Raw genomic sequence first — 14977 nt, 5'->3', positions numbered from 1 at the left:
CTTTCCTCTATCCCCCCATCTCCCCATCGTAACCGTTCAACCATGCTCTGGTTCCGAACTGTTGAACTGAAGCAGAAGCAATCTGGGCCGCTTGAGTTAGGGCTTCTACAAAGTCCAATTCTAGGGAATAATAACAGAATGCACCATGGAAAATATCTCCAGCGCCTAACGTATCCACTGCGGAAACTTGAGGAACCGGAATTTGTGCTTGTTTCCCTTGAGTATAGTAGGCGATCGCCCCTTCTCCCTGGGTAACGGCAATTTGGGGAACGCCCAATTCGACTAAATAGGCCATCACCTGTTCGTGAGTCTGGCATCCAGGGGGATAAAAATTAGCCGACGCGATCGCCGTATCAGCCAATGCCAGAACCCGCTCAAATCCAGCTTTCCAACTGCCCCCATCAATAATAATCGGAATCTGCTGCGCCTTGGCCACCTGAGCTAGTTCTTGACTGATGGCCATTTGATGGCCGTCAATTAATACCACCTGCACGTCGTCTAAGAGAGCGCTAAAACTGGGCTTCCAGGCCCCTTGTGCATGGGTGGCATTAATGGAAATCACGGCGCGATCGCCCCTTGGTGGAGTCACTAGAATAGAAGAAACTGGGGGCGGATCGGGTCGTTGCGGGTCAAGATCGATGCAGTGGACTCCATAAACCTCCAAATCTGCCCGAATGAGAGTGCTTAAGGGATGAGTCCCCACACTTGCCAGGAGTTGGGTTGAGCCGCTCTTTTCATGTAACCGTCGCAAATACTCAAAGGCGATCGCCCCATTCGTCGCCGGGCCACCCGCCGCCACGGTATAATCAACTGCCACCCGTTTCTCATTCACCTGGGGAATTTGGGGAGTCAGATAGAGGAAATCCAACGTCGCCAAGCCCACAAACAAACCGGATTTATGCATAAAATCAATTCATTGTTCATTGTTCATTGTTCATTGTTCATTGTTCATTATCTCTCCCCACCGCATCTGTCAAGGAGTCTAATCCTTCCTCATCCAACTTATCTAACAACCCCTGTAAAATGCGCTTGACCATCCAGGGGCCTTGATAGACCCAACCGGTATAGACTTGAATCAAACTGGCTCCGGCGGTAATTTTCTCCCAAGCATCTTCTGGAGTGAAAATCCCCCCCACACCAATGATCGGTAACTGACCTTGGGTTTGTCGCCAAATGAGGCGGATCACCTCCGTCGATCGCCTGGCCAAGGGAACCCCACTAATTCCCCCCTGCTCCTCCTGGATAGGAGTGCCCGTTTTGGGATTGAGTTGGGTTTTGAGAGGGCGTTTATCAATGGTGGTGTTGGTGGCAATAATCCCGGATAACTGATAACTCTGGGCTGAATTCACCACTTCCGCGATCGCCCGATCCTCCAGATCCGGGGCAATTTTCACCAATAAGGGTTTGTGCCCTTGGTTTTCCTGTTGAATAGCCTCTAAAATAGGACTCAATTGGCTGGCATCTTGGAGCGATCGCAAGCCAGGGGTATTGGGTGACGAGACATTGACCACAAAATAATCTCCCCAATCCTTGAGTAAACGGAAGCTCTGGCCATAATCGGCCGCCGCATTTTCTAGGGGTGTTATCTTGGACTTACCCAGATTAATTCCAATTGGAATTCGATGGGGGGTAGGGCAATGCTGGCCATTTTTCAACCGTTGTGCCATGGCCTCAGCGCCCTCGTTATTAAACCCCATACGGTTTAAAACCGCTCGGTCTTGAGTTAAGCGAAACAAACGGGGACGGGGATTACCCGGTTGCGGATGGAAGGTAACTGTACCGAGTTCCATCGATCCAAAGCCTAAACGATCCCACATCCCCACCGCTAGGCCGTCCTTATCATATCCGGCTGCTAATCCCACCGGATTGGGGAACGTTAATCCCCAGAGGGTTTGCCGGAGGCGATCGTCCGTTAACCCAAATGTCCGATCGATTGAGCTGGCATAACGGATCGTCGGTTGGTGACTTAACCAGCTTAAAGCGCCCATAACTAAGTGATGAAGATCCTCTGGATCGACTTTAAGTCCTGCAAAGATAAATTGCTCAAGCATGGGAGACGGTTCCAATTGAAAGAGTCGATAATGGATATTTAATCGTTTTTCGCGTTTTTCGCCCAGATTCAAGTTACCCATTATTGATGATCGACACTCAGCTTGTCTATTATTAATTCGTCATTCGCCCTTATTCACTATCCCTAGAACCCTCGGTCTATGCCTCAGCAGTCCATACCGAAACAAAGCGAAAAACAACTGGTTACCCTAGGTCGGACTCTCCAAACCTTGAGGGAAGAGGAGAATCTTGATGTGTTGGTTGACACAACTCTTGAGTATATTGAAACGGAATTTGAATATGACTTAATCTGGATTGGTTTGTACGATCGCCGAGAGCATCGCTTATTTGGCAAAGGGGGAAATCTGCCATCGGGAGGCGATCGCGCCATCCTTAAACAAACCTTTGCCTTAAGTCCTGGAGACCTGTTCGAGCAAGTGGTAATCCAGCAAAAACCGGCCGGGGTTCCCGACTTGCGGGAAGAGCGGCGAGCGGGAGAATGGCGGAAGTTAGCGGAAAAACTCAATATTCAAGGCACAATTATCTTTCCCCTGCGCTATCGGGCCCTGTGTTTTGGGGTGGTGATTTTGGGATCGACCCTGTGGGGAATTTCACCGCGCTCGGATGAAAAGGCTCGCCTATCGATGATTTTTGGGGAGTTGGCGGCTACGTTAAATGAAATGGAAGCCAATTGGCGTAGGCAGTTGGCTAAACGGCCGGATAAACCCTTATTAGAATTATTGGATCAGTTGCGATCGCTCTCCGATTTCCGCCAGAGGTTAGATGTGGTGGTGGCCAAAACCCATGAGTTTTTAACCCCGGATCGCACCAATATTTATTGGTTTGAGCGCGAACGCCGCTATTTTTGGCGCAGAACTACAAATGTGCAAAAAACCCCGGCCCAAGGGGTGGGGAAACAAGCCTCTTCGGGGATTACGGTACAGGAGGTGATTGGCTTTTATAAAGCGTTGGTAGCCGATCAAGTGGTGTCTGTGGGAGAAGCTCGCAGTTCTTTGAAGGCGGATACTACCAGTCGGTTAATGCAGCAAATAAAGGCCCGGTCGCTGTTGGCCGCTCCAATTATCTATCAAAATGAGTTATTGGGATTTTTGGCGATCGAGGGCAATGAGCCTCGAATTTGGGAGGATGCCGAACGAAATTATGTGCGTGGAGTGGCTCAGTTAATTGCTCTGATGGCTCCCCTAGAAGCGATGGAAGCAGCCGTAGAGCGCACCAAACAAGACCAGGCACTGACGGCTGAGTTGGTGCGATCGATCTATTCTGAGGAGGATTGGCGACAGACTCTAGATCATTGTGCCCATTTGGTGTGCGATCGCCTAGGGGTAGAGCGGTTTTTGGTCTTGCTCTACGATCGCGATAAGAATCATTTTGAGGTGGTCTGTCAAAGTCAACCGGGTAACCGTCGCCCCCTACCTTCCCCTTTACCAGTTCCTGATGCCCAGGAATGGCAGCAGCTTGAACAGTCGAGAGCAGCGATCCCGATTGAAAATTGGGAGGAAGATCGGCAACTGATGACTTGGCGACCCCTATTTACCCAAGTGGGGATTAAGAGTGTTTTACTGTGTAATACGGCGATCGGCCATGAGATGGAAGGGGTGCTGATGGTTGGCCATGATGTGGCTCGCACCTGGGAAGGAACAGAACTGGAATTGGTGCGGGTGGTGGCTCAACAGTTGGGGCTGATCCTCCATCAATGGCAACTCCATAGCCGTCAACAACAACAGGAAAAACTACAATCTTTGATTCAATGGGGACAAACGGCGATTCAATCAACGGGGGATGAGTCCTCGGAAAGTCTAGAGGAGGAGGCTCTACGAAAAATCACCCAGGTGTTTAAGATTCCCCTGGCGCTGAAAATGAGTTGGTCTTTGGATAAGCCCCAGTTGGGTTATATTACGATCGCTCAGGTCAGTGCCCCAGAGTTTAGTATACAGACTCAAGGCAAAATTGATATTGCCCACGATCCCTTTCTGCAAGAGGTTTTAGCCAGCTCAGGCCTGTATCAGGTGTCTGCTGGAGATCTGTCGGCTGTGACTCGTCAGTGGTTGAGTGGATCGGGAATTGGGGAGATTGTGGCGATCGCCTTTCGGGGAGATGAACAGGAGGTTGCCAGGGGCATTATTGTATTAGCGGATGCTCCCGGCCGTTTGTGGTCCGATCGCTATCTGAGTGTGTTGGTGATTATGGTACGACAACTGGCTTGGTCTGAGCGGAGGATGGCACTACAAACTCACTTTGAAGTCCAGCAGGATCGGGCGCAAAAGTTGACTTGGTATAAGCAACGTCGCAGCGAGATTATTTATCGTAAACTCAGTACGGAGTTGAAAAAACTCCATAGTTTGGGTACGCCCAAGGATGCTCTAACTCTAACCCGTTATCAGCAAGGATTGCGATCGCTCAACACCACGTTGGGTCATCTGGCGCAAATGCTCAGAGATGAGCAATGGGAATTAGAGTGGTATCACATGGCTATGCCGTTAGTGAGTTTAATTAAACGGGCGATCGAACGGGTGGATACCTTGGTGAAAAAGCGGGAATTATTTATCCGCGTGCAGGGACAACCTGGAGCCGTGAATTTAACCGGAGATGTGGTGAAGTTAGAGTTGATTTTCCATGAAATTTTAGGGATTACCTGCAAAATGGCCCAGCCGAAAGGACAAGTGGATATTTGGTGTAATGGGATTTCTGAGACGGAATTGCCACCTGCTCAAGGGAGAATGCGAGAGCGTTTGCGCCAGAATTCGCATCAGTCGGGTGAAGGGCATGTTTCATTGTTTGATGTGTCCATTGTTTGTGCCACGTTATTAGAACCGAGCTTAATTGCTGAACTCGAGCAGGGGCGATCGCCCGATTTACTCAGTCCATCTTTACTCGATCAGCCCCCTGGTCTATATTTGCTCATTTGCCAATCTCTGATGCAAAGTTTAGGCGGTTATTTTAATACCTACCCCTTAGACAATAAATCTGTGATGTTTCAGTTATTGCTACCGGTTGAATTGGCTCAGGATTGAGCCTTGAGCCAGTCTGGCCGATATTTCCAGAGTAAACGCAGCAGGCGAAAAGGATAATAGAGGAAAAACAACCCGGAGGGCAAGGGGAGGATTTCCCACTCTAGGGGGGTAGGGGTTGCTACATAGTCCAACCAGTACCAGAGGCGATCGCGCCCTGAATCCATCGTTTGTACATAAATTTGCCCCATTAATCTCAGTCTACTCTCATCAGATTGACGTTTAAACCATTGCCCTTCTATTAATTCTCCTAACTCCTGAATCTTAGGATTATTCTCTAATCTCTTCAGCCAATCTTCAGGAATTGGCGCATCTAAATAAGTGTGAGCTAACCCTAACCCCAACTCTAACATCGTTTGCGTGCCTAAATGACCCACTTGCCCCTCAATCCATTGCCAATCTAAATCTTGATGTCGATTCAACAGTTCCCCAATATCACACACCCAAGATAAATGAGACCAATCATGTTTCGCCCCATGAACACATAAAAATAATAACAACGCTTCTGGCGATAACGTAAGAATCGTTTGATTAGCTAATTTTACTCGATCTTGATAGTTCCTATCCTCCCAAATCAATTGGGGATTTTCGTGAAACGAGAGCGCCGAAGAAATTAACGACCAATGCAAATCAATACTGAGATCTTTTTCTGAAGAATAGAAATTATGCTCCGGGCGAATTTGGGCATAGCGATTTTCTTGCCATCCCTTAAACTCAAATTGAGGCAGATAACCCTGTTGAGTTAAAATCTTTGAGGCTTGACTCACAGACCCTTGAGGAATTAAAATATCTAAATCAATAAACTGCCTCAATCCCAGATTTTGATAAGCAACTTGGGCTAAAACCGGCCCCTTAAACGCCAAAACCGGAATTGTTTCTGCCTCAAAAAGTTGAATAAGTTTAATCAGTTCTTGGGTTAGGGATAAGTTGCGATAGGCATTTTGTTTAAACTCGTGATCGATAACTTGAAAAAAATCGAGATCGACAGGATCTTTAAACTCTTTGATTGTCCAGTAAAATAGAGGGATCAACCCATGATAGTTAATCCAATCGAAGATATAATTCCAATCCAAATCTCTGGAAAGTAATTCTAGAATTTTGTCTTGATTTGCGCCCGAATGGTACGTGCGAGCGCAATTTAAAATTAATTGATGTTCAAGACGCATGGTTAATTCCCTCTCCCTATATCCCTCTACCCAGTAGGGTGGGCACTGCCCACCCTACCTCTGTAAGGAGAAAAAGAGTTATAATATTTATCGATAATAGTGAGCTTGCGTATTAAAGAGTGTGGCATAAATCCCCGATTTCTCCATTAACTGTCTGTGATTTCCAGTTTCCACCATTTTCCCCTCTTTTAAAACTAAAATTCGGTCAGCAAATTTCACCGTAGAAAGACGATGACTAATGATGATAGACGTTCGCTTTTGCGTCAATTGATTCAACTGTTCTAAGATTTCTGCTTCCGCTTGCGGATCTAAGGCGCTGGTGGGTTCATCTAAGATTAAAATGGGGTGATTTTGGCGCAGAAAAGATCGGGCGATCGCCACTTTCTGCCATTCCCCAATACTCAGTTCTTCTCCATTAATAAATTGTTTCCCTAAAATGGTATCATATCCTTGGGGAAGTTTCAAAATTGTCGGCTCAATTTTGGCCCATTGAGCCGCCTGCTGAATTGGGGCTAAATTATCCCAGTTCTGAATATCTCCGACACCAATATTCTCTTGCACCGTTAAATGATAATGGGCATAATCTTGAAAGACAATACTAATATTTGTTCTGATTTCACTGGGAGATAAATCTCGCAGATCGATCCCATCTAAGCGAATTGCACCAGCCGTCGGATCGTAGAGGCGACATAATAGTTTAATTAAGGTGGTTTTTCCGGCTCCATTTTCCCCCACAATGGCGATGGTTTCTCCGGGTTCAATGGTAAACTTAAGCTGTTCGAGAACCGAGCGTTCACTTCGGGGATAGGAAAAACTGACGCGATCGAATTCGATTCTGCCTTCAAGAGTTGCCGGAAGTCGAGCTGGTTTTATGGGTTCAACAATCATCGGCTTGAGGTCGAGAAATTGGTAAAAGTTGGCGATAAATAAACTATTTTCATACAAAGAAGCCAAGTAACTTAAACTTTCTCGCAGTAAGGTTTGTCCCCGTTGAAAGGCTTGATAGTACATCACTAAAGAGCCAATGGTAATTGCACCCATTAATGCCCGATCTGCCATCAGTGCAAAGGCGGTAAAAACGGCTAGGGTGGCACTACTTTGGGTAATACTTTCGGCAAAGGAACGACGAGCAGATAGGGATATTCTTTGCTGACGAATGGCTTGACGCAGGGTATTAAACCGTCGCCCAAATAGTTCGCCTAAGTCAAATAAGCGGATTTCTTTGGCATGATCGACTTGGGTGATTAAGGTACTATAATAATGGGCCATGCGCTCTTGGGGAGTCCATTGTTGCCATTGCCGATAAAGCTGTTGGGAAAATCGGAGCCGGACGAGAAAAACGGGGATAGCGGCGATAATGAGGATGAGGGCGATCGCCCAATCAAAGGAAAACAGAAGCAGTCCTATCCCAATTAAGGATAAACTACTATTGCCTAATTGGATAAATCGATTTACAATGACAGTAGGACGATAAGATGCCTCAGTTTGTGCCTGATGGAGAAAATCATAGTATTGAGCGTTTTCGTAGTATTCTAAATCCACTTCAATGGACTTGCTATGAAGCAGATTCTGCACGTAGTCGGTGACGATTTGAGATTGCGCTTCGCTTACCCATCCGGCTAAGGATCGCAGTCCATCACCAATAATCGCCACCAATGCAGCAATGGCAATTAGCAGGAGTACCGGTTGTAGGGAGGTTTGGGGAGTGGAAATGCCTTCAGTGATGCGATCGATAATCAGTTTGGTGAGGTAGAGGGAAGCTAGGGGTAGCACCGATTGCAGAAAGACGAGGACAATATTCGCCAGGGTTAATTTGGGGGTACTCCGCCAAACTAACTGTGCCGCTTTTCTCAGATAGAGCAAGCGCTGCAACCGAGAGGCGATCGCCGCCATCATCCTATTCACTGTACACTGTTGAGAATTGCCCCACCCGTGTTAGAGCCTCTTTCGGAGTAGAAAACGCCTCTGGAAATTGCTCCATTAACACTCCTGCAATCTCGCTCACCGATTTTCCTTGCCCCATAGACGCTAAAACCACTTGCGCAATCTTACCATCTTGATTCAACTTGGGTACAAAATTCCCTGCCTGCTTCCGCAACTGCTGAGGAGAAAGAGATTCGGCAAAAAACGTAGACTGCTTAAATTGAGCTTTACACTGGCTTTCCTTCCCTTGCTCTAACACCTGAGTATCCCAACGGAAGATATAGCTACTATTTACCAAATTAGCTTGTAAATTTACAGAAATCGTATCGCCCAAACCTATCTCAACCGGCTCTAAAAAGGGGAAAAACGCCGTCCCATACACCAATTCCGGCATTCCTGGAGCCGTGGAGAAGCCAACGCCATCAATCAGGGTGGCATCAAACCATACACTCAACCCATGGGCAGTGCCACTGCGCGACGGTTTAAAGAGCATTTGATTTCCCACATTCGGATTCTCAATAGTTTGATAATCCAATGTTGCCCAAAGTTGCGGTTGTGCCAATAATTGAGACGGTGTTACCCAACCTTTTCCCCAAACATTATTGACGATCTTTTTCGCCCCATCCATGTTAAAGCCATAACAATATTTATCCCAAGGATCGTTAATTCTATTCCACCAATTGGGCGCTTCTACTACACTCACCCAGATGTTATCCTGTTGAGGAATTAACACGCCTCCAGGACGTAATAATCGCGTTCTAGCGTCAGCTAAAGAGCCAATATGTTGCTGAAATAAAGGTAAAATTCCCCGCAAGTCGGAGATGATGACATCGGCTAATTCGGGTAATTCTACTTTAGTGGATAAATCTTGGATAAATTCAATTTTATCGCTATAGCCATTCGCAACTGCCGCCTGTTTTGCCACTTCGATCGCCGGATTTGTTTCAATGGCGTAGACTTTCTTGGCTCCGAATTGACAGGCAAGCAGGGCAAATATACCGGTTCCCGTGCCAATATCGAGGACAACACAACCGGGGGTAATGGATTGTTTCAGAGCTTGCGTATAGGCTTCCATGCGGCCGCGATCGCCGATCATGGAGCCATAACCCGATACACTATACATAATTTTAATTAAACCAACTTACAATCGTATATCTTGTTCCTTGAACAACCGGTTCTACTTCATGGATTAATTCAGAAGAAAATGCTAATAGTAAGCCAGGCTTCCCATCCACTGGAAAGCCATAACTTTTCCAGTTATTTTTTTGAATTAACCCATAGAACGTTAAAGCACCGCCTTGATATAAATTGTTGAGAAAAATCACTACAGATGTTTTTCTTTTTTTTATGTGAAAAGGTTGATGATCCCCATGATTAGTATCTACATGAGGTAAATAAAAATCTCCCTCTTTATATCTTAAAACTTGAAGAGACTCATTGCTGTCTAGTTGTAGACTGAAATAGTCTTCTAATTTATCTTTGACGGTCAATATTTTTTTTTGTACCAGTTGAATTGATGATTGCGAAGCATCTATTTGATGAACTTTACGCACTTCCTGATTTATTTGATACAGTCCGTCTTCTCCTACTACTCCTACTGGAGTAACTTCTAATTTTTCTAATTCAGATACTATGTTGATACATTGATCTACACTTAAAAAATCTTCTTGAACAAAAACACCGAGATGATGAATTAACTTTAAATTAGACATACACAATTATCTAGCTTTGCTAAAATTATTAAGAATTACCTCACAAAGCTTTTGTATTTGCTTAGGATTTGAGCTAGGGACTATTTCTGAGCAGGACACGGCTCTTACTAACTGACTTAATAGAGAAAATTCATTTGCTCGCATCTTAGAGTCCAATAAGACATTAGCATAGGTATGCTTTATCAATTTTATGAGAGATGAAGCAGGAGAAATTTTTTGTAGATACGGGGATTCTATCTGAGGATCTCTTGGACTTAGAAAATAAATTTGGGTTAGAGGTAGAGGCTGATTTTGAAAGTGATACTCTCTACCATTGAGATGCAGATATCGTTTATCCCACGTTGGATTAGTAGGAACAAGTCTAGGTAAGGCATCAGGAGATTCAAACAATATCTTGACTGAAGAAGACCACAAACGAATACGGGGGTACGCAGGTTGAATAAAAAAATGATTGTCTTGGGGAACGAGAGCTACAATATCATCTGATAAGATCGGATAACCTAGCTTGGCAAAAGCTGCGGCAGTTGTTGATTTACCAGCACCAGAGTCACCCACAAATGCGATCGCTTCTTGCCCAACAGCAATAGCACTCGCATGGAGACAAGTTATTCCTCGTAAACGGAGAACGAACCCAAGAACAGGGCCTAAAAGGTAGGTAGCTGTATCTTCTATACTCAAATGATCTGGACAAGTTGTCCAAACTTGAGTTCCATCTGGGTTAATAAAAAATTGACTCCCATCAGTATAACTGAGTTGAAAATAACCGGTTTCTTGAGCTTTATAGACTTGTAAGCAAGGTTTTCCTTGTTCATCTCTTTCGTCACTCTCATAAATCGGTACTATAGGACGTTGGAATAACTCTTCTTTTTCAGATAAACTGATATTGAGTGCAACCGTTAAATCTATGGATGACAAGACAGATGAAGGAATTAAGCCAGGAATTGCCTGGCTTGATTGTATGTGAAGACCAAAGACTAGGTAACTGAATAGCAAGAACTGATGGATTTAATAGAGTTGAGTGTAGGAGGAAACATCAGTATTGAGCTGACTGAGACTCGATCCTTGGAGAAGGTTGATACAAAAACACTAAAAAGATTACATCCCAATAGCAGTTTTCAGTCCAGGACTAAAGTTATCTGGAATTTGGTTACTGTTTCCAGCTTGAGTTAAACAGCGAATATCACCGTAAACTGAGAGTTGGGGTTTTTGGTAAGTTTTCTTCACTGAGTTTTGATTATTAGATAAGGGCATAGCTTTTCTCCTTGTCAGGTTCAAGTTTAGGGGATTGTGAATGGTCTAACCAGTAGTTTAAGCTCAAAGGGTGTAAGTTAATCCATACTTCACTACTGCTTGTTTTCATTCCGCATAGTTGGGGAATGGCTTTAGGGTTAACATAGTTATATAATTGTGGATTAACTTGAAAGTTATCAATCCATTTCATGACCGGTTGCTGAACCCGCAAGCTGAGTGGATCGCCACATAATGGAGACTTCGGTCTTCGCCTTACTGCTTCTGGTAATATTTCCTTCATAGCTGTACGGAGTATGTTCTTATGGAGAAACCAAGGGATGGGGGGAATTGCCAGTAGATAATGAATTAAACGGATATCAAAATAGGGATATCTCTGTTCTACAAGACAACCACTGATTCCAGAATCATACTGCTCAAATAAATCAGGCCAGCAAGAGTTTCTAAGACTACTATAGGCTTCAGGACGAGAAGGATGCTCCAATTGACCCTCCATGTACTTCTGTTTCCACCGGTCTTCTAAATTGAGATTGACTGTGAAATCAGGTTGAATCCAAGAAGGATAATTAGGCTGATTCGATGGTAGTTTGAGCCATTGCTTAACTCTAGAACGAATACCCGGTTGGGGGAATTTACCTTGGTCGATTGCATACTTAGTTAAAGTTTTAAGCAAACATGGAAGTTGCCGGGTTGTCAATAAGTGTTTAACATAAAAATAGGCTCCTTGGGAATAAAAAGCTGGATCTCCTCCTTGGCCGCTTAAAACAATTTGACTATGAGAAGCAATGAGCTTTTTTTGCTCTTGAGGTGGATGCGCTAAAGGAATTAAGGTGGGTTCAGGTGTACACCCTTCTATCTCTTCAATCCCTTTGTATACCTCAAAGTCGTCGGCGACTTGGTAGTGGATGGGAATATCCAAATGTTCGGCGACTAAACCGGAGTAGTAGCGCTCTTCATCGGGAAGGAGACGGTCGAAGACGGTGGTGTAGGCTCTGAGGTCGTAGGTGGGGTAAGATTTGGTGAGGAGTTCTTTGGCGATCGCCGTTACACTGGTAGAATCTAATCCTCCACTCATGTAAACTGCGACTTTATTGGTTCTCAGTCGATCGCCGACTGCTAACCGCATTAGTTCCAAAAAATGCTCTACATACTCTTCATCCCGTTTATACCGGATATAGCCATCCGTGGGCAATGTCCAGTATCTCTCCACCTTAAAGCTCTCTGGAGTCCAGATTAACCGATGGGCAGCAGGCAGGCGTTGAATATCAGCAAAGGCGCTGGTATCCACTTCCTGATTATAGCCGAATAGCAAAAAGTCGGCGATCGCCAAATCGTTAAGTTTATCCGATACAGACGGATGCAATCTCACACAATTGAGCGTATTACTCAGCACCAACTCCTTGCCCAAATTAGCGTAGAAAAACGGTTTTACCCCAAAATGGTCTCTCGCGCAAAACAAACGCTGTTCTGGCTCATCCCAGATGGCGAAGGCAAAATCCCCAATCAAGCGATCCAGACAATCGATACCCCAAACCAGATAGGCATGGAGGATCAGATTCGGATCGGGAGTATTGAAGTCAACCGCTTCTCCTCGGTCTTGAAGACTTTGGATTAACTCCCTGCGACCATCTACCCGTGCATCCGCTACAATCCATACCCGTCGATCTACCGTTAGAGGCTGGGTTTCGTTCGCCGATTCATCAGTCGTCCGCAACAGGGTATGGCCAAACCCGACAGAACCCTCCGCCCAAATTCTCTGGACATCCGGCCCCCGGAACGTCATATATCCTGTCATCCGTGCCAACAGTTCCCGGTCAACCGGGGCCCGATCGGCATTGACGATTCCTACGATTCCGCTCACTCTCTTCACCTCAAATCTGGTGTTTAGACGGAGTAATGGGTAAATTACCCTGGTCGCTTAAAACGAGCTGATTATACTCTACCTTAAGCTCGACTGTAAACTGATTTTACTTATTTTTTTCCACAGTGTACTTATAGCACAACTGAAAGGTTTACCTGACTCATTTTTATTCAGCGTTGAAAAGAAATTTGCCGATCGCCCCCGATCCCTGAAGCCGCTTTTAGGCAGAACTCACAGTAACCAAGCCCTGATCGACCATCTTTTCAATCAATTCCATTAAATCCTGGTGCAGTTTTTCCGGTTCTACCTCATACTCCTCTAAGAGGCGATCGCTCGCCTCTTGAATCGAAGCAGAACCCGTCAACACGGATAACATCCGCGAACCCACCTCATCCAAACCGAAGTATTCCTCACTGTTTAAATTGAGCAATACCGACTCTCCAGAGAGTTCCTGAACCAGGACATCTGGAGCTAATGTGATGTTTTGTTGATTAGAAATAGAAATGTTCACCTCAGCTTTGGGGTAAGTCATTCGTCGTGATGGGCTAGAGATGGTCTAAGTGTATTGGCCCATCCCCTCCCTAGGATTCAGCTCATAGTATAGCCATTCCGCACAACTTAGCAAGGCCAGTTTTTGAGTCCCTTCCCGTGGGGGAAGCGGCTGGGGGGTGAGACCAGCGTTACCCTCTCTGACTGCTGCTACAAATTCTCAAGCGTCTAGCTAGTTTATATCAGTTGACATACTCCCCACTCTAAAGAGATGGGGATTCTCCGGCTAATCAAACAGACTAAGCCGCTTAACTGACGGTTGGTTTGACAAAGCTATCGGATTGCCAGAAACCCTGGTCTTATGCCCGTTCTTTATCCATTTAGAGTCGTGGGTATGCCCTACCCCGACTTTTTCTATGTTTTTGGCAGCATTCTCATCTCTATCATGTTCAGTTCCGCAATTAAGACAAACAACGGAACGAATAGATAAGTCTATTTTGCCCCATTTATAGCCGCACTCTGAACAAGCCTGAGATGTTGGTTCCCAACGACTGATAACATTAACTTCTCTATCGTTGATCGTTTGAGCCTTAGCTTCACAAAAAGTTCGGAAGTTACCCCAACCTTGCTCACTAATAACTCTAGCTAACTTCCGGTTCTTGACCATTCCTGACACATTCAAGTCTTCTAGGCAGACCACTTGGTTTTCGTGAATCAACCGAGTCGTTATTTTGTGTAGGAAATCTTTGCGAGTGCTTGCTAGTTTCAGGTGAAGTTTAGCTAGATTGAGTCTAGTCTGGTGTCGTCTATTAGACCCTTTGATTTGGCGAGATAACTTTCGCTGCATTCGCCTGATTTTGCGGGTAATCTTACTGTAGTCTGGTGATTCTATCTTTTCCCCGGTACTGAGGTGAGCAAAGGTTCTTATCCCTAAGTCAACCCCGACTGATGGATAAATCGACTCAATGTCTATTGAATCTATCTCAATAACAAAACTGGCATGATATTGACCAGAAGTGTTTTTGGTGATTGTGACAGAACTCGGTGTAGAAGGGAGAGGTCTTGACCACTTCACCTTAAATCGACCTAACTTAGCTAACTCAAGTTTGTTGCCTTTGAGTGAGAATCCAGTCTTGACAAACCGAGCTGATTGGCTACTAGAACGTTTCTTGAGTCTAGGGAACCCCACTCTTTTGCCTTTCCTTTTACCTGAGCGGCTATTGAAAAAATTAGAGAAGGCTACGCCTAAATCTCGCACAGACTGCTGTAAAGGAACACTTGAAACATCAGATAGCCAATGCCGTTCAGGAGTCTTTTTAGCTTGAGTGATTACCTGTTTTTGTAGTTCTGAGTTACTCAGCCACTTTTCTCCTGATGGGGTTGATTTAACTCTAGTCAAAGCATCATTCCACACAACGCGACAACAGCCAAACAACTGGGCAAGTTTTTGTGTCTGGCGCTGGGTTGGATAGATTCGATATTGGTATCGCGCTCTCATCT

General features: G+C 45.2%; 12 protein-coding genes. 1 reads left to right on the top strand and 11 read right to left on the bottom strand.

Features of this window, described 5'->3' with window-relative positions; all coding sequences use genetic code 11:
- Positions 1-7 precede the first annotated feature (7 nt).
- Both PJF56_RS18600 and PJF56_RS18595 read right to left on the bottom strand, forming a co-directional pair.
- Positions 8-904 (bottom strand): PfkB family carbohydrate kinase, encoded by an 897-nt coding sequence (locus PJF56_RS18600; RefSeq protein ID WP_283764204.1) that lies wholly within the window; start codon positions 902-904, stop codon positions 8-10.
- Positions 905-941: 37 nt separating this feature from the next.
- Entirely contained in the window at positions 942-2051 is a 1110-nt protein-coding gene (locus tag PJF56_RS18595) for a quinone-dependent dihydroorotate dehydrogenase (protein ID WP_347179586.1), read from the bottom strand.
- A gap of 159 nt (positions 2052-2210) precedes the next feature.
- On the opposite strand from PJF56_RS18595, the gene PJF56_RS18590 reads away from it, so the two are divergent.
- Positions 2211-5081 (top strand): GAF domain-containing protein, encoded by a 2871-nt coding sequence (locus PJF56_RS18590; protein ID WP_283764202.1) that lies wholly within the window; start codon positions 2211-2213, stop codon positions 5079-5081.
- On the opposite strand, the gene PJF56_RS18585 is transcribed toward PJF56_RS18590, so the two are convergent.
- The 9 genes from PJF56_RS18585 to PJF56_RS18545 all read right to left on the bottom strand — a co-directional run bounded on the left by PJF56_RS18585 (position 5072) and on the right by PJF56_RS18545 (position 14975).
- Complete coding sequence (locus tag PJF56_RS18585) at positions 5072-6244, bottom strand: nucleotidyltransferase domain-containing protein (protein WP_283764201.1); 1173 nt, start codon at positions 6242-6244, stop codon at positions 5072-5074. The genes PJF56_RS18590 and PJF56_RS18585 overlap by 10 nt on opposite strands.
- Before the next feature lie 87 nt (positions 6245-6331).
- Positions 6332-8140 (bottom strand): ABC transporter ATP-binding protein, encoded by a 1809-nt coding sequence (locus PJF56_RS18580; protein WP_283764223.1) that lies wholly within the window; start codon positions 8138-8140, stop codon positions 6332-6334.
- 1 nt (position 8141) lies between these two features.
- Positions 8142-9290, bottom strand: coding sequence for a 50S ribosomal protein L11 methyltransferase (locus tag PJF56_RS18575; RefSeq protein WP_283764200.1), 1149 nt, complete (start codon positions 9288-9290; stop codon positions 8142-8144).
- Between the two features lie 4 nt (positions 9291-9294).
- Positions 9295-9879 carry a prolyl hydroxylase family protein gene (locus PJF56_RS18570; RefSeq protein ID WP_283764199.1) on the bottom strand — a complete coding sequence of 195 codons (585 nt, stop codon included), beginning with the start codon at positions 9877-9879 and terminating at the stop codon, positions 9295-9297.
- Between the two features lie 6 nt (positions 9880-9885).
- A complete protein-coding gene (locus tag PJF56_RS18565; RefSeq protein ID WP_283764198.1) occupies positions 9886-10794 on the bottom strand; it encodes a hypothetical protein in 909 nt (302 codons plus the stop codon).
- A gap of 180 nt (positions 10795-10974) precedes the next feature.
- The gene (locus PJF56_RS18560) at positions 10975-11130 is read right to left on the bottom strand and encodes a hypothetical protein (RefSeq protein WP_283764197.1); all 156 of its coding nucleotides are present in this window, start codon (positions 11128-11130) and stop codon (positions 10975-10977) included.
- Entirely contained in the window at positions 11117-12988 is a 1872-nt protein-coding gene (locus tag PJF56_RS18555) for an asparagine synthetase B family protein (RefSeq protein WP_283764196.1), read from the bottom strand. Before PJF56_RS18555 ends, PJF56_RS18560 begins: the two co-directional genes overlap by 14 nt.
- 220 nt (positions 12989-13208) lie before the next feature.
- Entirely contained in the window at positions 13209-13520 is a 312-nt protein-coding gene (locus tag PJF56_RS18550) for a PqqD family protein (protein ID WP_283764195.1), read from the bottom strand.
- A 243-nt stretch (positions 13521-13763) separates the two neighbouring features.
- Complete coding sequence (locus PJF56_RS18545) at positions 13764-14975, bottom strand: RNA-guided endonuclease InsQ/TnpB family protein (protein WP_283764194.1); 1212 nt, start codon at positions 14973-14975, stop codon at positions 13764-13766.
- Between the last annotated feature and the right edge of the window lie 2 nt (positions 14976-14977).

It is taken from the genome of Roseofilum halophilum BLCC-M91, from assembly GCF_030068445.1.
Classification (GTDB): domain Bacteria; phylum Cyanobacteriota; class Cyanobacteriia; order Cyanobacteriales; family Desertifilaceae; genus Roseofilum; species Roseofilum halophilum.
This window is presented reverse-complemented; position numbering and strand designations above follow the sequence as displayed.

Excerpts from the sequence above, each read along its gene's own strand:
- PJF56_RS18560 (WP_283764197.1), bottom strand. The coding sequence starts at position 11,130 with ATGCCCTTATCTAATAATCAAAACTCAGTGAAGAAAACTTACCAAAAA.
- PJF56_RS18545 (WP_283764194.1), bottom strand. The coding sequence starts at position 14,975 with ATGAGAGCGCGATACCAATATCGAATCTATCCAACCCAGCGCCAGACA.
- PJF56_RS18585 (WP_283764201.1), bottom strand. The coding sequence starts at position 6,244 with ATGCGTCTTGAACATCAATTAATTTTAAATTGCGCTCGCACGTACCAT.
- PJF56_RS18590 (WP_283764202.1), top strand. The coding sequence starts at position 2,211 with ATGCCTCAGCAGTCCATACCGAAACAAAGCGAAAAACAACTGGTTACC.
- PJF56_RS18575 (WP_283764200.1), bottom strand. The coding sequence starts at position 9,290 with ATGTATAGTGTATCGGGTTATGGCTCCATGATCGGCGATCGCGGCCGC.
- PJF56_RS18600 (WP_283764204.1), bottom strand. The coding sequence starts at position 904 with ATGCATAAATCCGGTTTGTTTGTGGGCTTGGCGACGTTGGATTTCCTC.
- PJF56_RS18570 (WP_283764199.1), bottom strand. The coding sequence starts at position 9,879 with ATGTCTAATTTAAAGTTAATTCATCATCTCGGTGTTTTTGTTCAAGAA.
- PJF56_RS18550 (WP_283764195.1), bottom strand. The coding sequence starts at position 13,520 with ATGACTTACCCCAAAGCTGAGGTGAACATTTCTATTTCTAATCAACAA.
- PJF56_RS18580 (WP_283764223.1), bottom strand. The coding sequence starts at position 8,140 with ATGATGGCGGCGATCGCCTCTCGGTTGCAGCGCTTGCTCTATCTGAGA.
- PJF56_RS18595 (WP_347179586.1), bottom strand. The coding sequence starts at position 2,051 with ATGCTTGAGCAATTTATCTTTGCAGGACTTAAAGTCGATCCAGAGGAT.